This window comes from Pseudomonas sp. 1928-m, from assembly GCF_029269135.1.
In the GTDB taxonomy this organism is placed as follows: Bacteria; Pseudomonadota; Gammaproteobacteria; order Pseudomonadales; family Pseudomonadaceae; genus Aquipseudomonas.
The window spans coordinates 245220-269801 of sequence record NZ_JARIXO010000007.1 but is presented as its reverse complement, the minus strand read 5'-3'; the positions used below and the strand labels follow the sequence as shown (position 1 = coordinate 269801).

19 protein-coding genes and 1 rRNA gene are annotated in these 24582 nt (G+C 60.5%); 16 read left to right on the top strand and 4 right to left on the bottom strand.

What is annotated here, in order from left to right; all coding sequences use genetic code 11:
- Nucleotides 1-107 precede the first annotated feature (107 nt).
- The 4 genes from rrf (at nucleotide 108) to P3C18_RS19505 (ending at nucleotide 3935) form a co-directional block, all read left to right on the top strand.
- Nucleotides 108-223, top strand: a 5S ribosomal RNA gene (gene rrf / locus P3C18_RS19520).
- 146 nt (nucleotides 224-369) lie between these two features.
- A complete protein-coding gene (locus P3C18_RS19515) occupies nucleotides 370-1029 on the top strand; it encodes a paraquat-inducible protein A (RefSeq protein ID WP_275963451.1) in 660 nt (219 codons plus the stop codon).
- The gene (locus tag P3C18_RS19510; protein ID WP_275963450.1) at nucleotides 1016-1639 is read left to right on the top strand and encodes a paraquat-inducible protein A; all 624 of its coding nucleotides are present in this window, start codon (nucleotides 1016-1018) and stop codon (nucleotides 1637-1639) included. Before P3C18_RS19515 ends, P3C18_RS19510 begins: the two co-directional genes overlap by 14 nt.
- Nucleotides 1632-3935 carry an MlaD family protein gene (locus P3C18_RS19505; protein WP_275963449.1) on the top strand — a complete coding sequence of 768 codons (2304 nt, stop codon included), beginning with the start codon at nucleotides 1632-1634 and terminating at the stop codon, nucleotides 3933-3935. The genes P3C18_RS19510 and P3C18_RS19505 overlap by 8 nt, the downstream gene beginning before the upstream one ends.
- A gap of 52 nt (nucleotides 3936-3987) precedes the next feature.
- On the opposite strand, the gene mksF is transcribed toward P3C18_RS19505, so the two are convergent.
- From mksF to mksB, 3 genes are read right to left on the bottom strand one after another with little or no spacing between them, the layout of a single operon-like run.
- Nucleotides 3988-6822: an Mks condensin complex protein MksF gene (gene mksF / locus P3C18_RS19500; protein ID WP_275963448.1), complete on the bottom strand. Its 2835-nt coding sequence runs from the start codon at nucleotides 6820-6822 to the stop codon at nucleotides 3988-3990.
- Nucleotides 6819-7514, bottom strand: a complete 696-nt coding sequence (gene mksE / locus P3C18_RS19495) for an Mks condensin complex protein MksE (protein ID WP_275963447.1) — start codon at nucleotides 7512-7514, stop codon at nucleotides 6819-6821. Before mksE ends, mksF begins: the two co-directional genes overlap by 4 nt.
- Nucleotides 7511-8761, bottom strand: a complete 1251-nt coding sequence (mksB, locus tag P3C18_RS19490; protein WP_275963446.1) for an Mks condensin complex protein MksB — start codon at nucleotides 8759-8761, stop codon at nucleotides 7511-7513. Before mksB ends, mksE begins: the two co-directional genes overlap by 4 nt.
- Nucleotides 8762-9049: 288 nt before the next feature.
- On the opposite strand from mksB, the gene P3C18_RS19485 reads away from it, so the two are divergent.
- From P3C18_RS19485 to P3C18_RS19430, 12 genes are all read left to right on the top strand, one after another.
- The gene (locus P3C18_RS19485) at nucleotides 9050-10105 is read left to right on the top strand and encodes a DUF6160 family protein (RefSeq protein WP_275963461.1); all 1056 of its coding nucleotides are present in this window, start codon (nucleotides 9050-9052) and stop codon (nucleotides 10103-10105) included.
- Nucleotides 10106-10107: 2 nt separating this feature from the next.
- Nucleotides 10108-11154, top strand: coding sequence for a hypothetical protein (locus P3C18_RS19480; RefSeq protein ID WP_275963445.1), 1047 nt, complete (start codon nucleotides 10108-10110; stop codon nucleotides 11152-11154).
- Nucleotides 11144-11749: a DUF6160 family protein gene (locus tag P3C18_RS19475; protein WP_346015641.1), complete on the top strand. Its 606-nt coding sequence runs from the start codon at nucleotides 11144-11146 to the stop codon at nucleotides 11747-11749. Before P3C18_RS19480 ends, P3C18_RS19475 begins: the two co-directional genes overlap by 11 nt.
- 11 nt (nucleotides 11750-11760) lie before the next feature.
- Nucleotides 11761-14082 (top strand): DUF6160 family protein, encoded by a 2322-nt coding sequence (locus P3C18_RS19470; RefSeq protein ID WP_275963444.1) that lies wholly within the window; start codon nucleotides 11761-11763, stop codon nucleotides 14080-14082.
- A 253-nt stretch (nucleotides 14083-14335) separates the two neighbouring features.
- Nucleotides 14336-15433, top strand: coding sequence for a carboxynorspermidine decarboxylase (locus P3C18_RS19465; RefSeq protein ID WP_275963443.1), 1098 nt, complete (start codon nucleotides 14336-14338; stop codon nucleotides 15431-15433).
- A 136-nt stretch (nucleotides 15434-15569) separates the two neighbouring features.
- Nucleotides 15570-16814 carry a saccharopine dehydrogenase family protein gene (locus tag P3C18_RS19460; protein ID WP_275963442.1) on the top strand — a complete coding sequence of 415 codons (1245 nt, stop codon included), beginning with the start codon at nucleotides 15570-15572 and terminating at the stop codon, nucleotides 16812-16814.
- Between the two features lie 351 nt (nucleotides 16815-17165).
- A complete protein-coding gene (locus P3C18_RS19455) occupies nucleotides 17166-18713 on the top strand; it encodes a 2-isopropylmalate synthase (RefSeq protein WP_275963441.1) in 1548 nt (515 codons plus the stop codon).
- On the top strand, nucleotides 18710-19525 hold the full coding sequence (locus P3C18_RS19450) for an energy transducer TonB (RefSeq protein ID WP_275963440.1): 816 nt from the start codon (nucleotides 18710-18712) through the stop codon (nucleotides 19523-19525). The genes P3C18_RS19455 and P3C18_RS19450 overlap by 4 nt, the downstream gene beginning before the upstream one ends.
- A gap of 57 nt (nucleotides 19526-19582) precedes the next feature.
- Entirely contained in the window at nucleotides 19583-20035 is a 453-nt protein-coding gene (gene rimI, locus P3C18_RS19445) for a ribosomal protein S18-alanine N-acetyltransferase (RefSeq protein WP_275963439.1), read from the top strand.
- Between the two features lie 141 nt (nucleotides 20036-20176).
- Nucleotides 20177-22087, top strand: coding sequence for a 5'-nucleotidase C-terminal domain-containing protein (locus P3C18_RS19440; protein WP_275963438.1), 1911 nt, complete (start codon nucleotides 20177-20179; stop codon nucleotides 22085-22087).
- Nucleotides 22088-22174: 87 nt separating this feature from the next.
- Nucleotides 22175-22819 (top strand): carbonate dehydratase, encoded by a 645-nt coding sequence (can, locus tag P3C18_RS19435; protein ID WP_275963437.1) that lies wholly within the window; start codon nucleotides 22175-22177, stop codon nucleotides 22817-22819.
- A 3-nt stretch (nucleotides 22820-22822) separates the two neighbouring features.
- Nucleotides 22823-23731 carry a DMT family transporter gene (locus P3C18_RS19430; protein WP_275963436.1) on the top strand — a complete coding sequence of 303 codons (909 nt, stop codon included), beginning with the start codon at nucleotides 22823-22825 and terminating at the stop codon, nucleotides 23729-23731.
- Between the two features lie 177 nt (nucleotides 23732-23908).
- On the opposite strand, the gene P3C18_RS19425 is transcribed toward P3C18_RS19430, so the two are convergent.
- Nucleotides 23909-24577 (bottom strand): hypothetical protein, encoded by a 669-nt coding sequence (locus P3C18_RS19425; RefSeq protein ID WP_275963435.1) that lies wholly within the window; start codon nucleotides 24575-24577, stop codon nucleotides 23909-23911.
- Between the last annotated feature and the right edge of the window lie 5 nt (nucleotides 24578-24582).

Genomic DNA, 24582 nt, shown 5'->3' with positions numbered 1-24582 from the left:
TATGAAGACTGCAACAGCCGAAAATTTGCACAACTACAAACCAAGACATCACATACCCAATTCGAGGTAGCGAGCCGCGCAAGCAGCACGACATCTCCGCTGAATCGCTTGACGACCATAGAGCATTGGAACCACCTGATCCCATCCCGAACTCAGTAGTGAAACGATGCATCGCCGATGGTAGTGTGGGGTTTCCCCATGTGAGAGTAGGTCATCGTCAAGCACCTACACCAAAACCCCCGATCAGGAAACTGGTCGGGGGTTTTACTTTGTGCTGCGAAAAACAAACCACGCTCAGGTGAGCCTTTGATAGGCAACTAAACAGCGCGTGGCTATGATGCCTAGGCGCACTTTTATCAGGGTTCTTCTATGGCCGGTCCGGCACTCTCTGAACCACTTTCCGAACTTGAGCTTAAGCAGCTGATTGCCTGCCATGAATGCGATCTGCTGTTGCGCAAGCCTGACGCGGCGGCAGGTGAGCGGGTTGAATGCCCACGCTGCGGCTATGAGCTGTACACCCATCGTGCGCAGGTTGTGCGCCGCAGTATGGCGTTGGTGATTGCGGCGTTGTTGTTGTATGTGCCGGCTAACTTTTTACCGATCATGCAGCTCAACCTGCTCGGGCAGGCGACTGAGGACACCGTCTGGACGGGTGTACTCGGGCTGTACAACAGCGGCATGCAGAGTGTGGCCGTGGTGGTGTTTCTCTGCAGCATGGCGGTGCCGCTGCTCAAGCTGTTGTGCCAGTTTGCTGTGCTGCTGAGTATCCGCCTGGATATTGGCCGCAGTTATGGCCTACTGCTCTATCGCATTTATCACCATATGCGTGAGTGGGGCATGCTTGAGGTCTACCTGATGGGCATCCTGGTGGCCATTGTGAAACTGGTCGATCTGGCCGATCTGAGCATTGGTCTGGGGCTGCTGTGCTTTGTTGCGCTGTTACTGGTACAGGTCTGGTTGGAGGTGACGATGTCGCCGCACCAGATCTGGGGAGCCTTGTCGGGAGAAGATGCGCATGCGGGCGATTGATGCCGGGTTGTTGATTTGCCATGAATGCCACCAGCTCAACCCGCAGCAGCCGGGCAATGACAAGCAATTCTGCACGCGCTGCGGTGGGCATCTGCATGCACGACGGCCCAATAGCCTGGTGCGCACCTGGGCGTTGCTGCTGACGGCTGCGGTGCTGTATATCCCGGCCAATCTGCTGCCGATCATGACGGTCAACTCGCTGGGCAAGGGCCAGTCCGACACCATCATGTCGGGGGTTATCGAGTTGGTGAACTACGGCATGTTGCCGATTGCTGCGGTGGTATTTATCGCCAGTATTGTGGTGCCGACCTTCAAGCTGGTGGGCATTGCCTTGCTGCTGTACTCGGTACAGCGCCATCAACCGATGTCGGCACGCCAGCGCGTGTTGATGTACCGCTTTATTGAATGGATCGGGCGCTGGTCGATGCTGGACATCTTCGTCATCGCGATACTGGTGGCGGTGGTCAATTTCGGCAGTCTGGCGAGCATTGTTCCCGGCTATGGCGCTACCGCGTTTGCCAGTGTGGTGGTGTTGACCATGCTGGCGGCTTTAACTTTTGATCCCCGCTTGATTTGGGATAACACGGACTCGGATGACCACCATGAATGATTTGCCGTTGGCTAAAGCGCGTCCTGCTTCGAACTGGTCGGCTATCTGGGTATTGCCGCTGATTGCGCTGATTATTGGCGGATGGCTGGGCTGGCGTGCCTATAACGAAGCCGGTATCGAGATTCAGGTGATGTTTGCCAGCGGTGATGGCATTCAACCGGGCAAGACTGAGGTGATTTTTAAGGGTATGCCGATTGGCAAGGTCACGGCTCTGGAACTGGACGACAGCGGCGAGCGGCGTGGCGTGCGCGCAACCCTAGAAATGGATAAACGGGTTGAAGACCATCTGCGCAGCAATACGCGCTTCTGGCTGGTTAAACCGAGCGTTTCGCTGGCGGGCATCACGGGGCTGGAAACCCTGGTGTCGGGTAACTACATCAGCGCCAGTCCAGGTGATGGCGAACCGACGCGTAAATTTACCGCGCTGAACGAGCCACCACCCTTGGCCGATACTGCGCCCGGTTTGCACCTGACCCTCAAGGCCGAACGACTGGGCTCGCTCAATCGTGACAGCCCGGTGTTCTATAAGCAGATTCAGGTGGGCCGGGTGAAGAGTTATGCCCTGGTTGAGGAGCAGAACCTGATCGAGGTGAAGGTGTTTATTGAGCCGGAGTTTGCCTCTCTGGTGCGTAAACACACGCGTTTCTGGAACGCCAGCGGCGTCTCCATTGATGCCGGTTTATCTGGGGTGAAAGTGCGCACTGAATCTCTGGCGAGTATTGTCGCCGGTGGGATTGCCTTTGCCACGCCCGAGCACCGCAAGGACAGCCCGCCGACTGACCCGAGCCTGCCATTTCGCCTGTACGAAGACTTCGACAGCGCCCAGGCCGGTATTCGCGTATCGCTAAAACTGCATGAGTTCGATGGTCTGGAACCGGGCCGCACACCGGTGATGTACAAGGGCATCCAGGTTGGCCATATGAAGACTTTCAAGGTCGATCAGGACCTCAGCGGTGCACAGGTGGAGTTGATGCTCGACCCCCGCACCGAAGACTATCTGGTTGAAGGCACCGATTTCTGGGTGGTCAAACCATCGATTTCCCTGGCCGGGATAACCGGACTGGAGGCGCTGGTTAAAGGCAACTACATCGCCATCCGGCCTGGTGAGGCCGGCAATCCTGCGCAGCGTGAATTTGTCGCCAGAGCCAAGGCCCCACCGCTGGATCTGTCAGCGCCGGGCTTGCACCTGGTGTTGTTTAGCGACACACGCGGCTCGCTGGAAGTGGGCAGCCCGATCCTGTTCAAGCAGGTCAAGGTCGGCACGGTGCAGAGTTTCCAGTTGTCGCGTGATGACAAGCAGGTGGCCTTTGGCGTGCACATCGAGCCTGAGCACGCGCATCTGGTGAATAGCAGTACGCGTTTCTGGAATGCCAGCGGCATTACGCTGAAGGGGGGGCTGTCGGGCGTTGAAGTCAAGAGCGAGTCATTGCAGACCTTGCTGGCGGGCGGCATCGCTTTTGAGACACCGAACCCTAATGCGCCCAAAGGCAATAAGCGGGTCGAACGTTTTAACCTGCACAGTAGCCAGGAAGTGGCGCTGCAGAAAGGCGTAGAGCTGACTATTCGCGTACCCAGTGGTGACGGTCTCAGCCCGGGCACGGCGATTCGCTACAAGGGCCTGGACGTGGGCAAGGTGGAGCGCATCGAGCTGACGGATGATCTGCAGGCGGTGATTCTGTATGCACGGATTACCCAGGCGACGCAGCAGATTGCCCGGGCAGGCACGCAGTTCTGGGTGGTCAAGCCGGAGGTCAGCCTGACCCGAGCGGCCAACCTGGAAACCTTGGTCAGTGGGCAGTACCTGGAGGTTCGGCCAGCGAGCAAGCCTGGCGCGACGCAAGTGAGTTTCACTGCGGCTGAATCGGCCCCGACGCAGAACGCCCGTGAACAGGGGCTGCGTCTGGTGCTGAGTGCGGCGCGGCGTGGTTCGATCAAACCCGGTGTGGTGGTCAGCTACCGCGAAGTGCCGGTAGGCAAGGTTACCGATTTCGAGCTGGGGCCGACCTCGGATAGGGTGCTAATCCATATCCTGATCGAACCGCGTTATGCGCCGCTGGTACGCAGCGGCAGCCGGTTCTGGAATGCCAGCGGCATCGGCGTGGATGCTGGGCTGTTCAGTGGGGTGAAGGTGCGCACCGAATCGCTGGAGGCGTTGCTTGAGGGCGGCATCGCCTTCGCCTCGCCGAATAACCCGGAGATGGGCGGGCCAGCGCAGCCAGGACAGACCTTTGCCTTGCATGATGAGGTCAAGGATGAGTGGCTGAGCTGGGCGCCGAAGATCGCGCTGGAGCAATAACTGACAAGGGCCGCAATTGCGGCCCTTGTGCTTTATGGCGGGTGAGCCTGCGTCAGGCGGGCTCGGTTGCTGCGGTTGGGGTTTCTGCCTGGCTCTTGGCGCTGTTACGGCGCTGGATATATTTCCAATCCGCTTCATCGATATAGATGCCATTCGGCCCGCTACCGCCTTCCAGGTCGATGGCCACATGGGCCGAGACCTGCGGCTTCACCGACGCCAGGATCGGCACAAAGCCGAGCTGCAAGCTGGTTTCGATCAGCGCTTGCTGGTTCTTCTCATCGATATCCGCTGCCTCGTCCAGGTAGTAGGGCAAGCGTACCTTGCCGGCCTGATCGCGGTCCATCAGGTGCAGCAACAGGTACATGTTGGTCAGCGCCTTGATGGTCATGGTGGTGCCGTTCGACGCCGCACCATCGATATCGGTGTGGATCACCGGTTGGCCGTGCACCTTGGTGATCTCGAAGGCCAGTTCGAACAGATCCTTCAAACCCAGCTGGTTGTGGTTGGCCGCCACCAGACGCGACAGATAGTCCTTGGCTTCCTCGTTCTTGCTGTCCTGTTCGCTGCTCTGCTGCAGATCGAACACCGAGAGGGTTTCGCCTTCTTCGTACTGGCCGGCGCTGTGGATGATCTGGTCGATATGCTTAAGCGCATCCTTGTTCGGCGCGAGGACGATGCGGAAGCTCTCCAGGTTGGACACCTGGCGCTTGTTGATCTCGCGGTTGAACAGCGCCAGCTGGTGTTCCAGGTTGTCGTAGTCGCTGCGGATGTTGCGCAGGGTCCGGGCGATATCGGTGACCGCCGCGCGGCGCGCCTTGGCCAGGGTGATGGCTTCGTCCTGGCGGTGGGCGTAGGCGTTGACCAGCAGGTGCAGGCGCCGCTCGACATCATCTTCGCTGTCGAACTTGGCCACGCCTTTCAGGCGCACTTGGGCGTACAGCGCCTCGATTTGCCCGTCGATACGTTGCAGGCCTTGCCAGGCGTCCTGGTAGTCGTTGAGCAGCGGCAGCAGGTTGTCCAGGCTGTCGTCCACCGGGTCGGTAAAGGGCGTGCCGAATGGCAGGTTGGCCGGCAGCAGCTGGCGACGGCGCAGGGCGTCTTCCAGGGTGCGTTCCTTTGCTTCCAGGTCGGCCAGCTGACGGCCCACCAGTTGCAGCTTGGCGGAGAGCTGCTGCACGCGCTCGGTAAAGGCATCGGAGGCGCGCTTGAGTTCATCCTGGGCGGCTTCCAGCTGTGCCAGCTGCTCCAGTTTCTGCGGTTCTTCAACCGCCAGGGTCTGGCTTTTGCGGAAGTCTTCCAGGGCTTTCTGTGCATCCAGCACGGCCTGGTAGAACTGCTCGGCCTGGGCCTTGCTCGCGGCGCGGTCAGACGCTACCGCCTGCTGGGTTTTCAGCTGTTTGTATTCGCGGTCCAGGCGGTCTTTCTGGTCGCGCAAAGCGGCCCGGTCGGCCAAGGCTTGCAGTGCCGGTGGTTCGATATGGCTGAGGTCGATAGTCAGACCGGGAACTTCGAAGTGCTCACCCTTGAAGCGATCGAGAATGCTTTCCAGGGATTTGACCCAGGCATCGCCCTCGGCGACCTGAATGCCCTTCTCACCCAGCGGCAGGCTGAACAGCTGGCCATTGAACAGGCGCATCAGGCGGTCGACGTCCTGCTGGCTGAATTCTTCGCGCAAGCGTGAGTAGCTGTTGTTGTCGGCATGTTCGAGTTGCTGCTTCACCGACTTCAGGCGTTTTTCCAGATCGCGCAGGCGCTCATCCAGGTCCTCGGCGGAGAACTGCCGTGACTGCGCCAGGGCGCCTGCCAGTTCGTCATGGGCGTCCTTGGCAGCCAGCAGTTGTTCTTCCAGTACCTTGGCGTCGTTGACCAGGGCAAAGCGGTTTTTCAGTACCGACAGCTCGCCGAGCCAGCGCTGGATCTCGCTGATTTCGCGCTCCATACGCATCAGCTCCTGGGTGCCGCCACGTTGCTCCTGCTGCAGGCCGTCCTGCTCGCCACGATAGTGTTCGGCCTGGATCACCAGCTCCTCGCGGCGTGCGCCGGCGTAGTCCTGCCAGGTGCCGAGCAGCGAATCGAGCAGCGGCGAGAGGCGATGCAACTTGCCGCGTAGCAGCTCGCGTTGGGCCACGCCGGCGGCCAGCGCCTCAATCAAGGGGCCGGCGGTAACCAGGGCCTGGTAGTCCTGCTCCATGCGCCGCACATCGCGGAAGGCTTCTTCGGTGGCGGCGATATAGTCGACGCTGCCTGAGCGCAGGCTGTGCTCGAAGGCATCGAGGAACAGCTGCTTAAGCTTGGCGGCGGTAATTTCGCGCATATGCAGCAGGTTGATAAACAGCGCGCGGAAGGTCTTCAGACTCTGCTCGCTGGTGGAGCGCAGCGGGATTAGGGTCAGGTCCAGCGGAATCGAGGTGTGCCCGCCGACCAGCAGGCGGCGCAGCTCCTCGGGTTTCAGCTCGTAGGCTTTGATGCCCTCGCGTTCCAGGGCGTTGAACAGTTCGCGTTGACGCAGACAGGTGCCGTTCTTCTGGTAGTGCTCCAGGTCCAGGGTGCCCTGGTAGGCGAAGAACTGATGGCCGAAGCCGCCGCCTGGGCCGCGCCCGGCCACGCCGATCACATGCGGGCCGTGGGGCAGGGCGACTTCGACGAGGATATAGCTGGTATCAGAGGCGAAGTAGAATTTACGCGACTGCTCCAGGCTGTACTTGCCAAAGCTCATGTCGGACATGCGCGCCAGAATCGGGAACTGCAGGGCGTTGATCGAGGCGGATTTACCCAGGTTGTTGGCGCCGTACACCGACAGCGGGTTTTCCAGGGGGAACAGGCCGAGGCTGTAGCCGGCAGTATTCAGTAGGGCGAAGCGGCGGATGCCGTAGCGTTCCTGGCTCATGCGAGGGTCTCCTGGGCGTCACGTTCTTCGGCCATGGCGCGGGCCAGGGCGTCTTCTTCGGATTCGTCAGTATCTGGTTCGGCGAGGCTGATGATTTCGTCTTCGGCTTCATCGTTAAGCAGTACTGGCGTCGGCAGCGGCAGGCTGCTGTGCAGGGTGGCGGCCAGATCACGGTCTTGCTGCACGGACAAACAGACATCGAGGAAGCGGTGCATCGGCGCGAGGAAGCGGTAGATGCCGTTGTCTTCGCTGGCAAAACCGAGCTGGGTCAGGCGGCGCATGACTTTTTCTTCCAGTTCCTCAACGGTGGTGACTTCGGCCTGGAGGAACAGGTCGCGGTATTTTTCCAGCAGTGCCGGTAGCTCGTCGCGGCCCAGGCTGCCACCGTCAAGCACGGCCAGCGGGTCACGGCCCTGATCGGCGAGGTGCTCGACCAGGATAAAGGTGAACAGCGCCAGACGCTGAGCAGTCTTGTTGACCTGGGCACCCATCTGCTCGGGGACGAAATAGTAGAAGCCGCGGCTGTCGCAGGTCAGTTCATAACCCAGGGCCTTGAACAGGCCACGGTACTGGTCCTGCTGGCCGGCCAGCTGGGTGTAGAGCTCCGGGTTGCTGCGGCTGATGTGGTAGCCCTTGAACAGCTCGCGGAAGATTGGCGCGAGCTGGGTCAGTTCTTTCAGGTCGATATTCATAGGGCGGTGGTCCCGGCCGGCTTGATCAGGGCAAAGGAGCTCAGGCTGACCTGATGCTCGCGGGTGAGGTAGTCGCGGCGCTCCAGGCGCTCGCGCTGGAAACGGCCATCGCGGGACAGGCGCGAGAACCAGTAGAGCAATTCGTCGGTGGCGCCTTCGGGTTCCTGCTCCAGCAGCCAGACCATCAGATCCGGCAGCGGCAGGGCCTGTTCGCAGCGTTCGATCATCTCCCGCGCGGTGCGTGGCGCTCGCGGTGCTTCGCCCTTGCGGCTGCTGTGGGCCTTGGGGAACTGCGCTGGCTTGGGCTCGAAGCGGGCCAGGGCATACACATAGGCCTCAACTTGCGAGGCGGTACCGAGAAAGGTGCTTTGCGGACGACTGAACAGCGGCAGCGAGGCCTGCGGTACGGCGTCCAGGCCCTTCTTGCGAATCGCCGCCAGCGCCAGGGCCGCGCCACGGGTTACGGCGTTGTGCCGGCGCGCTTCTTCACGTAACGGCAACAGCAGCTCGCGGGCGCGGCGCAGGGTCAGCTGGGCGGTGGTCTGCATTTCCAGGATGCGCGCGTGGGTGCGCAGCAGCAGGTCGTCGTCCACCAGTTGGCCGAGGCGTTGTTGCTCGCCCAGTAGGCGCAGCAGCACGTGTTCGACGCGGTAGACGCCTTGCTCGAAGGCACCGTCGGCCGCGACCAACTGGATCATCGGCTCGACGTATTCATCCCAGGTGGCCAGTACTTCGGCGTAGCGTTGACGCAGCGGAATCTGCCGGTCACTGGTCTTGGCCCGATCAGCCACGGCGACCAGGGCCTGTTCGTCGTTGGCTAGTTTCTTCAGCACATCGCGCACGCGCATATCGAGCAAGCGCAGCTGCCGCGCCAGGTCGGCGGCATCGCGCACCTCGAAGGCGTCCTTGATATAGCCGGCCAGGCGCTCCAGATGGCGCAAGTAGGCTTCGATCTCCAGGCACAGCCCCAGGCGGTGTTCGCGGCGTAGATAAGCGAGAAAATCGTGGATCTGCGCGTTGAGCTCGAAGCGATTGGGGCTCTTGGCCACCGGCACCAGGATATCCAGGCGAATCCACTGGTCGAGCAGGGCGGTGACATCGGTGGGTGTGCCTTCGGGCAACTGCGCGGCGAGCTGATTGCGCAGCTCCACCAGGCTCAGGGTGCCCGCATCGAAGCGCTCGCACAGCGGCTCCAGCAACGTCCAGTGTTCAGCAAGGGCGCGCAGTACGCGCTTGGGATCAATCATCGGGGCATCCGCTCCGCGAGCTTTTCGCAAAAAACGCCGATTGTACTGCAAGCCGTGGCCAAGGCTTGAGTGTCAGTCATCGTCTGTTTGGCTTGCCTGCGCGCGTGTAACCCCGGTTGTGGTGATGGGTAACAGCATGGCGGCGCTTTGCTGTGCGGTCGGGGCAGATTTCCGGGGATTTCTCGACTATGGGTCGGCACATTTCGGCGGGCGGCTTTTTATAGTGCTAATCAAGGCGTGGAGTCCGCAGGGCTCTGCCAATCGAATAATAAAGACAGGGAATCAGCCATGCGTCCGACTCTCGGCTTTGCCAAAACTGCACTCGCCTTGATCTGTGCCGGGTTAATCAGCACTGCTGCTCAGGCCAAGATGGTTGAGCTGGCGGATAACGAGCTGTCAGAAGTGACCGGTCAGGCCTTTATCAACCTGACGACGGACAGCAATGCCGGGATCAACTACACCCGTATCAATTTCGGCATGAATGTCGAAACCCAGTTGAATATGAAGAAGTTACAGCTTGGCCAGTACAACGATTCGGTGACTCGCCCAGGCGAGGCTTTGGGCTCTTCTGACATTCTGATCAACAACTTTGCATTGGGTACGGTAAACGCCGACGACACCATTAACCCGTTCAAGATCGCCAACCCTTTTCTGGAGCTGGCCTATTCAGGTAACAAGGTGGTGGGCGTGCGTATTGGTTTTGGCGAAGCCAAAGGCATTCTGTCCGGGGATATTCAGAGCCTGACGGGCAATATTCCTGTTCATATCAAGGGTACGGCTGACGCTGTGTATAACAGCGCTAATGGCCTGCAGCAGACGGCATTGTTTCTGGGAGGGATTTACCGTTCCAGCGTGCTAGAGGCTGATGCTCAGTTAGTGGCATCCAACGGAACAGCGGATCCTACCCGCGCCGGCCTGGCAGGGATAAAAAACGGCGACGGTCTGAGCTGCACCAGCGGTTGTTTGCCGCTTATTTCTGATGGCGCGCTGGCCCTGCTTAAGTCCAATGGCTGTGCTTTGCTGGGTATCCAGACCTGTTTCTCGTTATCGCAATTCCAGTCGCTGCCCGTGGGCAATATGGCCGTCAACGACTCGGCCGCCACCGCTGCGATTGAAGGCGCCGCCAAAGGTTTCTTTATTTCCATGCAAACCCAGGATGTGGCCTGGCGTGACATGGACAGCAATGCGCTGATCAATACCTTGAAAGGGGCCTTTATGAACCTGCCCAAATACCGTGATGCCAACGGCAATATGGTGGCCCCAATCAATATCGATTTTGAGCAGGCGTTCAATGGCATTCCCCGGCAGGACACCTGCTTGGGCGCAGCCACTGCGGGGTGCTGATCATGCGTGCGCTGACTGTTGTTGCTTCGTTGATGCTGCTGACTGGGGCGGCCCAGGCTGAGTTGCAAGCCCTGGATGACCAGGAACTCTCGGCTGTTCAGGGCGCCGGATTTGGCTTCGTGCTGGACGGTGTGTTGCTGGATGCCTCGGGTGCGGTGATCACCATCAATGACATCAACAATGCCTCGGGACAGAACGTGCCGATTTCGGTGAAGGAGTTCTACCTTGGGGCGACCGGCAGTAATAAAGGTGCAAACCTGAATCCGGTAAATATTGGTCGTTTGGATCATCCTTTCGAGATTACTTTGGCCAAAGGGGAAACCCTGCGCACCCTGCGTGATGATGGGCAATGGGTGCAGACCACGCCGAGCAATGTCAGTGTGCTGGAGTTCAAGTTCCCCGAGCGCTTGACTGGTGCTGGCGGTCAGGCCTGCATCAGCGGTTATGCAGCGGCCGGAAGCAACTGCTCCAGCCGCGCTTCCGAGCGAGTCGATTTGGGGATTCGCTTCGACTTCCAGGTCGCCGCCGGGCGCACCGACATCATCAATCTTGATTTCAGCGAGCTGGTTATGGACGGCAGTTACCTGCGGCTATGGGGCGATGATCCACGTGGGCAGTTGGTGGGTGAGGCGCGGGTGAATCTGTTCGCCAAGAGCCTGCAACTGATGTCCTGCGCTGCCGGTACGGCCAATTGCACCACCGCCCAGGAGCAGACCGCTCGCACCCTGACGTTGAGCAATGCCTACGCCAATATTTCGCTGGGTTACGGCAAGAGCCAGCCGCTGCTGTTTGATGTCAGCAGTAACGGTCAATTTGTTCTGGAACTGCCCAATCCGGTGACTCGTGCCGCCAATGGCAGTGCGCGTCCGGTAGCTGAGCGTAATGCGATTGCCAATGACTTTTATGCTAACGCCCCACGCACCAATATCGTGATCGACAATCTCAAAGCCGGAACAGGCAGCTTTTCTACCGGTGGCTACAACTTTGGCTACAACGCCATCCAGGGACTCAGCATCAACTACCTGAAGGTGACCAGTCGTGATCTCTAAAGTCTGGTTAGCCATCAGCGCGCTGCTCGCCATGCCGGCCTTTGCCGAGATGCAGGCATTGGACGATGACACTTTGAGCAGCATGAACGGCCAGGGCGGGGTGTACCTTTCCGGTGAGTTCAGTATCAACAAGGACGGTGGCGTGCTCTGGAGCAAGCCGGCCAGCAACAACCCCAGTACCTGGACGGCCGGCCAGCGCAGCTGCGCTACGGCGGGCGCCAGCACGGCGGAAAACTGCGGCATGCGCGTGGCGATTCGCTCCGAGGCCGACGGCGGCTGGTATGTGCTGGACAATCTCAAGGGCGTGTTCAGCTTTGAAGGCCTGACTCTGCGTACGCGCACCATCAACAGTGGCTTTAACGGTGATGGCGCAGCCTTTAATCAGGATGTGCTGGAGTTCGGTTTGCCCAACGAGGTGAAGTTCAAGGACGGCAGCTTTGCCTTTGGTGTGGCCAATCAGGGCGGCTGGCAGAACAAGTCCCTGAGCGTGGCCAATGGCGGGAATCCGTCCTACCAGCAGACCAATATCTTCTCGGCGAAGATCGACGGCACCATCCGCATGCAGGGCAACGTGCTGATCTTTCCGCAGAATTGAGGAGCAGGGCCATGCACCGTCATTCGCTGTTGTTGCTCGCACTTCTCAGTCCGTTCACGCAGGCCATGCAGGCGCTGGATGATCAGGCGCTGTCATCCGTCAGCGGGCGCGACGGTATCAGCCTGCAAACCACAGGTGCAGGCTGGTCGGCAGGTAGTATTGACTACAAACAGGATGGTCAGACCCTCAGCCTCAAGGGCGTCAGCGGTACGCCGCAAACGGCAGGCAGCAGTTCGACCACCACGCTGGATGTGGTAGGTGAGCAATTGCAGGTGCAGCACAGCGGCAGTGCTCAGGTGCTGAGCATCGACAACATCGAGCTGGCCGGTAGCAGCAAAAGCTTCGGCGCCTTTCGCGCATTTTTCACCCTGGGAGCCAGCCTCAAGCTGAGTGGCGGTGGGGCCAGTGGCGTCAGCGGTTTCAGTGTGGATGACAGCCAGCTGTCGTTGAGCGCCGCGACCTTCTATTACCGCGACAATGGTTTTGACCTGATCGTTAAAGGCCTGTCGTTCGACACCTACCTGAACAACGCCTATCTGGATATCGTCAGCGGCGGCAGCGGCCAGGAAATCAAGCTGGACCTGGGTACCTCGCGCTTTGTCGGCTCGATTGCCGGCATTGGCCTCGATCTGGCCCATGGCGATCCGACTGCCGGTGTGGCGGTGACGCCGGGCACTCCCGATCTGCGTGACGTGGATGCGCAGCGTAGCTTCGGCAAGCTGAACATGGACCTGCGCCTGGGCGGTAGCATCAGCATTGCCGGTGGCGGGGCCAGCGGCGAGGGATTGCGGATCAAACCGAATATCACCATCGCCAACAGCCTGTTCCAGTATCAGGACGAAGGTGTGCTGCGTGCCGAGAACTTCGCCGGCAGCTTGATCAGCAACGCCGGGCTGACCCTGGATCTGGAACAGGACGGCGCTGGCAGCTATGCGAAAATCGCCTTTCAGGACCTCAAGTTCAACGCCACTCTCGGCGGCCTGATCATGGGCAATCCGAGCAATCAGAAGCTCGGTGGCCTGGCGGTGGATCTGAATTTTCTCGATCAGGGCGCGCGGCAGAACTGGTTGAAACTGCGTCCGGGCGGCGACCCCAACTCCGGGCAGAAAGGTATCAGCGCCGACATCAGCTGGAATATGGTCAACAGCTCGTTGGCACTCACCGATAACGGCAACACCATGTGGTTCAGCGGCCTGCGTACCCACGGTACCGGTCAGTTTACGTTTGATCTGACCAAGAGCTGCGCCGCCGGTGTTAGCACGAGCTGCTATGCCGGCAGCAACAGCGACATAAACAGCGGCGGCTACAACGGTCATTTCGATGGCATGCGCCTGGGCTTCAAGAATGTGGTCGGCAGCTACAGCTTTGATGGTCTGCGAGTGGGTACGGCTGATGCGCCACTCCAGGGCGGCACCGAGTTGCTGGTGCTGATGGAAATCTTCCCGGCCTACGATTTCACCCTCAACGGCCAGGTCACTTTGCGCGCTGGTGGTGCTGTGGGTGATGGGCTGCGCTACAACGCCGACTTCTATATTACCGAGGCCAATGCGGCGATCACCGTGGATGAAAACGGCCGCGGCCTATGGCTGTCGGGCAGCAGCTATGACATGCATTACCGCGAAGGCTCGCTGGATATCAGCAACAACGGCGTGGAGTTGCGCAAAGGCACCTACTGGTYGAAGTTGGATGTCGGCAACGTGCGTTGGGGTGACCGCCTAACCGGCAGCAGTATTGGTCGCCTGGTGCTCAAGCGTTATGAGCAGGGCTCGACCCTGGCCATCAGCTCGGGCGGTGCCGGCGCGCTGTGTGTCGGTGGTAGCGGCGGCTCGTCGGCAGCGTGCGTGGCCAGTGGCGGGCGCTGGGAGGATCGTGGCGACGAGGGCATCTCGGTCAAGCTGAAAAATGTGTTTGTGCGCGACGGTTCTGGTAACCCGGCCAATAGCGTATCGAACAACGAGAAGCGCAATCAGATCATCATCGAAACCGGGCGGGTCAATGGGGTGAACGGCACGGGCAGTCAGCTGGTGGTAGACAATTTCCACACCTCCGACGGCAACCCGAGCAACCCGAACGCCAATGCCTATGGCTTCAATGTCGACCTCAACCTCGATGTGGCGCCGACCAAGGTGTGCAATAAGACGGGCTCTGGCTGTACGCCGGTAAGCCCTGATCCGTTGGGCTTTGCGGTCAACGGCCGGGTGCACTTCAAGGAAGTGAATATCGACCGGATTCAGAACGTCCACCCCACCGGCGGTGCAGTGACCTCGATGTACGGGGTCAAGCTGCAGAACGCCGACATCCGCGCCAACCTGACGGCCACGCCGATCAACTGAACTGCAGAATAAGCGCCGCGCAGGCGCTTCCTGCCGTCATGCCCCTGTCATCCTTATTGGTCATTCTGCTGGCGCGCTGTAAGGCGCGCCGGTTGCTTCACGTTGGCCGCCCAGTCGTTGCCAATGGTCGCTGAATCGACGAAATATCCCCGTTGCTCTTTCGATATGTGCCGGTTGTCGGCACAATTCGCCTCCACTTTTTGGGGGGAGCAGCCTCTGCTCTCCGTTGGCCGACCTTGCACGGGGCACCGAAATGATCAAAACGCCTTACTACCTGATCGATAAACAGAAGCTCTTGGTTAACCTGGAGAAGATCGCCTATGTACGCGAGCACTCCGGCGCCAAGGCGCTGCTGGCGCTCAAGTGCTTTGCCACCTGGTCGGTGTTCGACCTGATGCAGCAGTATATGGACGGCACCACCTCGTCCTCGCTGTATGAGTTGAAGCTCGGTCGACAGAAGTTCGCTGGCGAAACCCACGCCTACAGCGTGGCTTGGGCGGATGACGAAATCCCTGAGATGCTCGCCAACTGCGACAAGATCATCTTCAACTCCATTGGCCAACTCGAACGCTTCGCCGAGGCCTCCGCCGACAAGGTGCGCGGCCTGCGCGTCAATCCGCAGGTGAGCAGCTCGGACTACCTGCTGGCCGACCCGGCGCGCCCGTTCAGCCGCCTCGGCGAATGGGACCCGGAGAAGATCGCTGCAGTGATGGATAAGGTCAGCGGCTTTATGTTCCACAACAACTGTGAGAACGGCAGCTTCGAGCTGTTCGACCAGATGTTGACCACCATTGAAGAGCGCTTCGGCCACCTGCTGGCGCAGGTCGAGTGGGTCAGCCTCGGCGGCGGCATTCACTTCACCGGCGACGACTATCCGCTGGATCAGTTCTGCGCACGGCTCAAGGCCTTCTCCGAGCGTTTCGGCGTGCAGGTGTACCTGGAACCCGGCGAAGCAGCCATTACCCTGAGTTCCTCGCTGGAAGTCACGGTGCTCGACACCCTGTACAACGGCAAACATCTGGCCGTGGTCGACAGCTCCATCGAAGCGCACATGCTCGATCTGCTGATTTATCGCCTGAATGCCAAGATGGACCCCTGCAACGGCGAGTACAGCTACATGGTGTGCGGCAAGTCGTGCCTGGCGGGGGACATCTTTGGTGAATACCAATTCGATAAGCCACTGGCTATTGGTGATCGCCTGTCGTTTATCGATGCCGCCGGTTACACCATGGTCAAGAAGAACTGGTTCAACGGCCTGAAAATGCCGTCCATCGTGGTCAAGCAACTCGACGGCAGCGTCGAGGTGGTGCGCGAATTTGGCTTTGACGATTACCTGTCCAGTCTGAGCTGATCCGTAGGGTGGATGGCGCTTTTCTCATCCGCCAGCGCGATCGCCAAGTGGTGGACGGAAAAAGCGCCGCCCACCCTAGCTGTTTGTAGTACCGCAACGTCTGTCTCTTAAACGCAGTACCCAGGAGGTGAAACAATTGAAGAAGAATGTTCTGATCATTGGTGCAGGAGGTGTCGCCAAGGTGGTGGCCCACAAGTGCGCGCAGCACAACGACGAACTCGGTCGGATTGCTATCGCGTCGCGCAACATCTCCAAATGCCAGGCCATCATCGACAGCGTAAAGGCCAAAGGCAGCTTGAAGCAGCCGGCCGAAATCCAGGCTTATGCCCTGAATGCGCTGGATATTGAAGCAACCAAGACGCTGATTCGTGAAACCGAATCGCAGATCGTTATCAACGTGGGTTCGGCCTTCCTCAATATGTCGGTGCTGCGCGCCTGCATCGATACCGGCGCCGCCTACCTCGACACCGCCATCCACGAAGAACCGGGCAAGGTCTGCGAAACGCCGCCTTGGTACGGTAACTACGAGTGGAAGCACCTGACCGAATGCCAGGACAAGGGCGTGACCGCTATCCTCGGCGTCGGTTTCGACCCGGGCGTGGTCAATGCCTACGCCGCACTGGCGCAACAGCAGTACTTCGACAGCATCGAGTCGATCGACATCCTCGACGTCAACGCCGGTTCGCACGGCAAGTACTTCGCTACCAATTTCGACCCGGAAATCAATTTCCGTGAATTCACCGGGCAAGTCTGGAGCTGGCAGAACAGCCAGTGGACCAGCAACACAATGTTTGAAGTCAAACGCACCGACGACCTGCCAGTGGTCGGCGAGCAGAATCTGTACCTGACCGGGCATGACGAAGTGCATTCCCTGTCCAAGCACCTGAACGTACCCAATGTGCGTTTCTGGATGAGCTTCGGCGAGCACTACATCAATGTGTTTACCGTGCTGAAAAACCTCGGCCTGCTCTCCGAGCAACCGGTAACCACGGCAGAAGGTCTGCAAGTGGTGCCGCTGAAAGTGGTCAAGGCCGTACTGCCGGACCCAGCTTCGCTGGCACCGGGCTACAGCGGTAAGACCTGCATTGGTGACCTGGTCAAAGGCACCAAGGACGGCAAACCGGCTGAGCTGTTTATCTACAACGTCGCCGACCACAAGGACGCCTATGTCGAAACTGACAGCCAGGGCATCTCCTATACCGCAGGCGTACCGCCGGTCGCAGCTGCCCTGCTGGTCGCTCGTGGCGACTGGGATGTGGCGCGCATGGCCAACGTTGAACAGTTGCCGGCTGAGCCGTTCCTCAAGCTGCTCGATGTAATGGGCCTGCCGACGCGGATTAAAGATCAGCACGGTGACCGCCCCTGGGATCAGGCGCTTTGATCGGCTGTTGCTAGCCGGACTCTAAACCGTAGGATGGGTTGAGCGAAGCGATACCCATCAGCGGTAAAGGCGCTATCCCAACAAAACGCCCGCCATCTCGGCGGGCGTTTTGCTTTCTGGTGCAAACCCCGCGTCGCCTATTGCTGGTGGATGTAAACAGCGACATCCACCTTACGTGCAGGCGTGTGTGATCAATCCGGTGAGAGGCTAGGCGGCATCCCGCTTTAGCCGCGACGTGGCATCGATGCGCGCCGCGCTTCCCGCCCGTGGCATTTCACGCGACAATCAACCCTTATCGACACGCGCCCCAACGTCGGGTGCGTGCTACGGCGACTCCGTGAGGAAACCAGCATGAGCAGCAACGACCGCGTCATTATTTTCGATACCACCCTGCGTGACGGCGAGCAGAGCCCCGGCGCGTCCATGACCGGTGAAGAAAAGCTGCGCATCGCCAAGGCCCTGGAGCGTTTGCGCGTCGACGTGATCGAGGCTGGTTTTGCCATCGCCAGCCCGGGCGACTTCGCTGCGGTCAAGGCGATTGCCGACAGCATCAAGGACAGCACCGTGTGCAGCCTGTCGCGGGCGCTGGATGCCGATATCGACCGCGCCGCCGAAGCGCTCAAGGGCGCCAATTCCGGGCGCATCCATACCTTTATCGCCACCAGCCCGATCCATATGCAGTACAAGCTGCGCATGCAGCCGGATCAGGTGGTCGAGCAGGCCGTGCACGCAGTCAAACGCGCGCGCAACCTGTGCAGCGATGTCGAGTTCTCCTGCGAGGACGCCGGCCGTTCCGAAATCGATTTCCTCTGCCGCATTATCGAAGCGGCCATCGATGCTGGCGCGCGCACCATCAATATTCCTGACACTGTCGGTTATGCGATTCCGCACCAGTACGCCGAGACCATTCGCCAGCTGCTTAGCCGCGTGCCCAACGCCGACAAGGCGGTGTTCTCCGTGCATTGCCACAACGACCTGGGCCTGGCCGTGGCCAATTCCCTGGCAGCTGTGGTGGCCGGTGCCCGTCAGGTCGAGTGCACCATCAATGGCCTGGGTGAACGCGCCGGCAACGCCGCGCTGGAAGAGATCGTTATGGCGATCAAAACCCGCGAAGACCTGCTCGGCGTGCACACGCGAATCGACACTCCGCATATCCTCAGCACCTCGCGTATGGTCTCCGGCATCACCGGTTTCCCGGTGCAGCCGAACAAGGCCATCGTCGGTGCCAACGCCTTTGCCCATGAGTCCGGTATCCATCAGGACGGCGTACTCAAGCACCGCGAAACCTACGAGATCATGTCCGCGCAGTCGGTGGGCTGGAACACCAACAAGATGGTGATGGGCAAGCACTCCGGGCGCGCCGCCTTCCGCTCGCGTCTGGATGAGCTGGGCATCGCCCTGGCCGGCGAAGCCGAGCTGAACGCGGCTTTTGCCCGCTTCAAGGCGCTGGCGGACAAGAAACACGAAATCTTCGACGAAGACCTGCAGGCTCTGGTCTCCGACACCTTGGCCGAGGAAGCCCCCGAGCACTTCAAGCTGGTGACCCTGGATGTGGCGAGCAAAACCGGCGAAGTGCCGCAGGCGCAGGTGGTGGTCAGCGTCGACGGCGCCGAGTGTAGCGGTAACGCCCAAGGCTCGGGGCCGGTGGACGCGACCTTCAAGGCCATCGAGTCGATTGCCAGCTCCGAGGCCAATTTGCAGCTGTATTCGGTCAACGCCATCACCCAGGGCACCGACTCGCAAGGCGAGGTCACCGTGCGCCTGGAGAAGGGCGGGCGCATCGTCAACGGCAATGGCGCCGACACCGACATTCTGGTGGCCTCGGCCAAGGCCTATATCAATGCGCTGAACCTGATGCAGGCCGGGCAGAAGGCTCACCCACAGGCGGCTGACGTTTGATTGCAGAACTGCGCCGTCGTGCTTACCTGAGCGCCATGCAGGTGGCCAGCTGGCTGCCGCGTGTAGAGCTGCCGTTCGCTGCGCCCTCACGCCCGGAGCTGCTGCAACCGCCCGTTGAGCCTGAACCCGAGGCAGCCACAGCAGTGCCACAGGCGGTGGCTGAAGCAGCACCGGCCTATGAGCCGCCGCTTGCCGAAACACCCGTTGTTGCGCCAGCTTCCCGGCCCAAGATCGAAGTGCCACGGCCGGCGCCTCAGGGGCGCATGGCCAAGGTTGAAGCCGTTGCAGCTGACGCCGAGGCGCAGGTAACGCCCCAGCCAACGCTCGTTGCACCACCGCGCTTTGCCTTGCAATTGCTGCGTGCCGGCGCCTGTGCGGTGCTGGTCGAGCTGCCCACCGGCGAGCCGCTGCAAGGGCGTGACCCGGCTTATCTGCTGCTCAAGGATCTGCTGCGCGCCGCCGGCCTGCCGGACAGCCCACAACTGATAGGCGAACCGGTGCGCTGGCCGCTGCTGGTGCGCGGGCAGATCGATCAGGGCCCGCAAGCAGCGCTGGAATATGTGCAGAGCTTTGTTGGCGCGCGACTGGAAGAACAAGAGCCCTGCAGCTGCTTGTGGCTGGTGGGCTTGCCCGCCATTCGTTTTGCCGGTGAGGCCACTGCCGACGCCTATAACCGTGAGCTGCAGGTCGAGGGCCTGGGCGCTGCCTGGGCGCTACCGGGCCTGGAGTTGCTGATGGATGAGCCCGAGCGCAAGCGTGAGCTGTGGCAGGCCATGCGCCGCGTGCGTCAGCGCTGGTTGGCCGGCAATTGAATACATCGTTTCCCGGCCGCTCGGCCGAGGTTTCTCCTGCTTACCGAGTCAACCTGAATGAGTGATGCAATCAGCTTCCGCCCGATGACTGCGGCGGATATCGATGCGGTGCTGAAAATCGAATACGCCGCCTTCAGTCATCCCTGGACGCGCGGCATCTTTACCGACAGCCTGACCTCCTACAACTGCTGGGTGATGTTCGAGGGCGAGCAGCAGGTCGGCCACGGTGTGATCCAGATCATCATGGACGAGGCGCACCTGCTCAATATCACCGTCAAGGCGGAAAGCCAGGGCCGCGGCCTGGGCCTGAAGCTGCTCGAGCACCTGATGCAGCAAGCCCAGCAGCAGGGCGCCAATGACTGTTTTCTGGAAGTGCGCGCGAGCAATCAGGTGGCGTACCGCCTGTATGAGCGCTACGGCTTTAACGAGGTTGGCCGGCGTCGCGATTACTACCCGGCCGTCGGCGGCCGTGAAGATGCCCTGGTGATGGTCTGCCCGCTGTTCGATTAGGCCGTTGCCTCATCGTGTGCTGACACTATTGGCTACCGCCTACGGCGCTATTCGCCGCTGACCTGACGCCGGGCTTGTCGCATACTGGCGCGCGCTGCCTCTGCTGCAGCGGTATTCGGCCCATTGCCCTAAGGATTTGTCATGCGCCTGTCTGCTTCGTTGCTCGCGGTGTTCTGCCTATTCACCGCCGCTCAGGCCCTCAGTGCCGAACGCAGCTTTACCATCCTGCACACCAACGACTGGCAATCACGCCTGCTCGGCTTTGGCCCGAACAACGAATATTCCCCCGCCACCACCGGCGATGACGACACGGTCGGCGGTGTCGCACGTCTGGCTACCTTGCTTGAAAAGCGCCGCGCCGCGGCTGGTGAGCAGCCGGTGTTGCTGCTCGATGGCGGCGACTTCAGCATGGGCACGCTGTTTCACACCGTAACCCGCGAAACCGGCGGCGAGCTGCGCTTGATGACCGAGCTGGGTTATGACGCCGCGACCCTGGGCAACCACGAGTTCGATTTTCGTCCGGCCGGCTTGGCCGCGATGATCAGCTCGGCGCACAAGATCAAGGGCGATGCGCTGATGCCGCTGCTGTCGAGCAACCTCGGCTTTGACCCTGCGCGCAAAGAAGACGACAGCCTGCAGGCGCACTACGAGGCCGGGCGCATTGCGCCATACAAACTGATCGACAAGGGCGGTATCCGCTTTGGTCTGTTCGGCCTGCTCGGTAACAACGCCGTGGCAGTCAGTCCGATGATCAAGCCGGCGGTGTTTGCCGACCCGGTCACGACCGCCCAGGCCATGGTCGCCAAATTGCGCGAGGAGGGCGCCGAGGTGGTGATTCTGCTTTCGCACATGGGCGTGGTGCAGCAGGCCGATGGCAGTTGGCGCGGTGAGGAGGTCGAGCTGGTTGAGCAGGTGCCGGGCATCGATATCGTCGTTGGTGGCCACTCGCACACGGCCCTGGCGCAGCCTTTGCTGGTCAATGGGCGTACGCCAGTGATGCAGGCCGGCTCGGAGATCCAGCACCTGGGCGAGCTGCGTATGCGGTTGCCGGCAGACGGCAAGCCGCAGGTTGTTGACTACCAACTGCACCCGATCAATGACCAGATTGCTGGCAGCGCCGCGATCACTGCCAAGGTCGAGGACTTCAAACAGGTGGTCAGCGCGCAGATGCTGGCGCCCAAGGGTTACACCTTCGACCAGCCGCTGGCCAAGGTCGACAAGACTCTGACCCGCGCCCATGACGACCCGATTCTCGGCAATCTGGTTACCGATGCCCTGCGCCGGGCCACGGGCAGCGATGTGTCATTCACCGGTAATGGCACCATTCGCGACAACCTGATTATGGGTCGGCATGGCGTGCAGGCGGTGTCCGACCTGTTCCGCATCGCCCCGCTGGGCGTTGGCGAGCTGGATGATGCGCCGGGCTATCCGCTGATCAAGGTGTACGTCAGCGGTCAGGAGCTGAAGAACCTGCTTGAGGTGCTGCTATTGGCCTATCAGGTGCGTGAAAGCAAAAGCTACTACCCACGCGTGTCGGGCCTGCGCTTCAGCTACAACCCCTGGCGCGTGCCGTTTGACCGGGTCAGTCGGATTGAGCTGGGCGACCCGATCAAGGGCTATACACCGCTGGACCTGGCCGATCAGCGCCTCTACAGCATCGGCGCCACCAGTTATGTTGGCAGCTTTACCTGGCTGGTCAGCGACCTGACCAAGGGCTTGCTCAGCGTGCAGCCCAAGGATGCCCAAGGCCAGCCGCTGGCAGCGATCAAGGACGCAATCATCGATGCCGACCCGCAGCAGCCTGGTGTGCAGGAATATAAAGAGTGGCAGGGCCTGCTCGACCATATTCGCAGCCTGCCGGACCTGGACGGCGATGGCCTGGCCGATATCCCGACTCAGGGCGCGGCGGCCGAGCAGCGCATGCTGCGTGCGCCCAGCCTGCAGCCGGCCGAGCTGTACCGCTACGCCGGGCCGCTGCAGTGGGGCGTGAGCCTGGTGCTGTTGGCGGGCCTGCTGCTGATCATCTGGTTGTTGCGTCGCCGCCGCGCCTGAGCCGGCTGCTGTGATTGAAAGCCGCGCGTGCTTGTCAAAAGCCCGTGGCGCTCCTATGGTGCGCATCGACGAACCTGGGAGTGAAGCATGAGCGATCTACAACATCTCTTCGATAACAACGCACGCTGGGCCGAGGCGATCAAAGAGGAAGATCCCGAGTTCTTCGCCAAGCTGGCCAAGCAGCAGGTGCCGGAATACCTGTGGATCGGCTGCTCCGATGCGCGGGTGCCGGCCAATGAGATTGTCGGCCTGCTGCCGGGCGATCTGTTTGTGCACCGCAATGTCGCCAACGTGGTGCTGCACACTGACCTCAACTGCCTGTCGGTGATCCAGTACGCGGTCGATGTGCTCAAGGTCAAACATATCCTGGTCACTGGCCACTATGGCTGCGGCGGTGTGCGCGCCTCGATGCAGGACGGCCAGTTGGGCCTGATCGACGGCTGGCTGCGCAGCATCCGCGATCTCTACTACGAACACCGCGAGCACCTGGCGCAATTGCCCAGCGAGGAAGAGCAGGTCGACCGCCTCTGCGAACTCAACGTGATTCAGCAGGTGGCCAACGTCAGTCACACCACCATCGTGCAGAACGCTTGGCATCGCGGCCAGCCGCTGGCAGTGCACGGTTGCATCTATGGCATCAAGGACGGTCGCTGGAAAAATCTCAACGTCACCGTCAGCGGTATGGAGCAGCTACCGCCGCAATACCGTCTGCGCCCCCTCGGTCAGAACTGAAACATGCAATCCTCCGTGCGTGTGGCGCTGGCCGGTCTGCTGCTGGCAACCCTCTGCTGGTCCGGTAATGCTTTGGTGGCCCGGGCGTTTGCCGGGGAGATCCCTCCATTTGCCCTGTCATTCTGGCGCTGGAGCCTGGCTCTGGTGCTGCTGCTGCCCTTCGTGGCCAAGCCGCTGTGGCAACACCGCGCGGCATTGCGTAGCGCCGGCTGGCGCTTGCTGGTGCTCGCCGGCGTCGGTATAGCGGGCTACAACAGCCTGCTCTACGCCGCTGCGCAAACCACTGCGGCGATCAATATCACCCTGGTCAACACCTGCCTGCCGCTGATGACCTTTATCGGTGCCGGCCTACTGCTCGGCGAGTGGCCGCATCGACGCGCCTGGTGGGGCATGGCGGTGGCCGCAGGTGGCTTGCTGGTGCTGATCAGCAAAGGCAGCTGGGCCAGCCTCAGCGGCCTGGCCTTCAACAAGGGCGATCTGATCATGCTGCTGGCGGTGGCCGACTGGGCGCTCTACTCGCTGTTGCTGCGGCGCTGGTCTGCGCATCTGCTGTCGATTCCACCACTGGCCCTGCTCGGCGTGCTGATGCTGCTGGGCGTACCGCTGATTCTGCCGTTCTATCTCTACGAGCTGGCCCAGGGCGCACACTTCAACCTGACGGCAGAGAACCTGGCCGCCATCAGCTACACCGCGATCTTCGCCTCACTGCTCGCCTACCTCGCCTGGAACCACGCCATCCGTACACTCGGCGCCGCCAAGGCAGCACTCTCCAACTACCTGATGCCGGTGTTTACCGCTGTACTGGGTTGGCTACTGCTGGGGGAGGGCTTACAGAACTACCACTGGCTTGGCGCTGCGCTGATCTTTGCGGGGTTGCTGCTGGGGACGCAGGGGCGTGCGACAAAGCGTTGAGCGGCCTGTCTGACCACCAGGCTGTATTGGGTCTGACTTCGCCAATACAAATCGAAGAGGCGATGGGCGTTTACCTGCTATGTGCAGATGTTTCGAAAGCCGCGCCGCATCAGAAACAACTACTTTTTTCGCGTGGCAACAAAACGCCCGAGTGGTTTTTCAAGATCAGCCTTTGGCTCAGAGCGAGCACCAGGTTTTATAGTCGTCACTTTCAACTATTGACTTGAACAGTGGCGAATTTGGCGGCGGAGTAGGGCATCCCCTTCCAGGGTGGTTGTCTTGGAAGCTGGTGCGGCTACTCCATAAAATAATGGGGTTTCTTCCGTAGGCTTTCTCTGCTGACGCCATCAGTACACCCTCTTTTACTCTCCATACCATCAGTCCCTTTTCGAATCTTGCCCATGGGCTTTTATCCATACGTGGATAGGCGACAAGGCTCATCGATAGGTAGTTCTGCAGGTTGTCAAAGCTTCTGCTAGCGAACTCGATGCGTACGTGGTTTAGCTTTCCTTTCGCAAAGAAGAAGGTTACCAGCCGAGCTTGGATGTTGTTGTAAGCGGTACTGATATGAGCGGAGCATAGGTAGTCGTCATTCTTATCAATGCGCTCGCGATCACCCAAGTTGCCATAACACTTCAGCTTGTGGCCGCGTGCCTGCATGTCGCTGATAACCGATGCTTGGTCACGCTCCGAATAGAGATCGGGCGCTTCGACGTAGTGAGGTGCCCCAATCCGGTTATGCCAGTCAGAAATGATGTGCTTGTACTGCAGAGGGAGTCTGTCGTAGGTCGTGAGACCTGCCGCGAATAACACGACAGCGAGCAAGGCCGCTTTTAGATATCTCATTTGGC

Excerpts from the sequence above, each read along its gene's own strand:
- P3C18_RS19515 (WP_275963451.1), top strand. The coding sequence starts at position 370 with ATGGCCGGTCCGGCACTCTCTGAACCACTTTCCGAACTTGAGCTTAAG.
- P3C18_RS19510 (WP_275963450.1), top strand. The coding sequence starts at position 1,016 with ATGCGGGCGATTGATGCCGGGTTGTTGATTTGCCATGAATGCCACCAG.
- P3C18_RS19505 (WP_275963449.1), top strand. The coding sequence starts at position 1,632 with ATGAATGATTTGCCGTTGGCTAAAGCGCGTCCTGCTTCGAACTGGTCG.
- mksF (WP_275963448.1), bottom strand. The coding sequence starts at position 6,822 with ATGAGCCAGGAACGCTACGGCATCCGCCGCTTCGCCCTACTGAATACT.
- mksE (WP_275963447.1), bottom strand. The coding sequence starts at position 7,514 with ATGAATATCGACCTGAAAGAACTGACCCAGCTCGCGCCAATCTTCCGC.
- mksB (WP_275963446.1), bottom strand. The coding sequence starts at position 8,761 with ATGATTGATCCCAAGCGCGTACTGCGCGCCCTTGCTGAACACTGGACG.
- P3C18_RS19485 (WP_275963461.1), top strand. The coding sequence starts at position 9,050 with ATGCGTCCGACTCTCGGCTTTGCCAAAACTGCACTCGCCTTGATCTGT.
- P3C18_RS19480 (WP_275963445.1), top strand. The coding sequence starts at position 10,108 with ATGCGTGCGCTGACTGTTGTTGCTTCGTTGATGCTGCTGACTGGGGCG.
- P3C18_RS19465 (WP_275963443.1), top strand. The coding sequence starts at position 14,336 with ATGATCAAAACGCCTTACTACCTGATCGATAAACAGAAGCTCTTGGTT.
- P3C18_RS19455 (WP_275963441.1), top strand. The coding sequence starts at position 17,166 with ATGAGCAGCAACGACCGCGTCATTATTTTCGATACCACCCTGCGTGAC.
- rimI (WP_275963439.1), top strand. The coding sequence starts at position 19,583 with ATGAGTGATGCAATCAGCTTCCGCCCGATGACTGCGGCGGATATCGAT.
- P3C18_RS19440 (WP_275963438.1), top strand. The coding sequence starts at position 20,177 with ATGCGCCTGTCTGCTTCGTTGCTCGCGGTGTTCTGCCTATTCACCGCC.
- can (WP_275963437.1), top strand. The coding sequence starts at position 22,175 with ATGAGCGATCTACAACATCTCTTCGATAACAACGCACGCTGGGCCGAG.
- P3C18_RS19430 (WP_275963436.1), top strand. The coding sequence starts at position 22,823 with ATGCAATCCTCCGTGCGTGTGGCGCTGGCCGGTCTGCTGCTGGCAACC.
- P3C18_RS19425 (WP_275963435.1), bottom strand. The coding sequence starts at position 24,577 with ATGAGATATCTAAAAGCGGCCTTGCTCGCTGTCGTGTTATTCGCGGCA.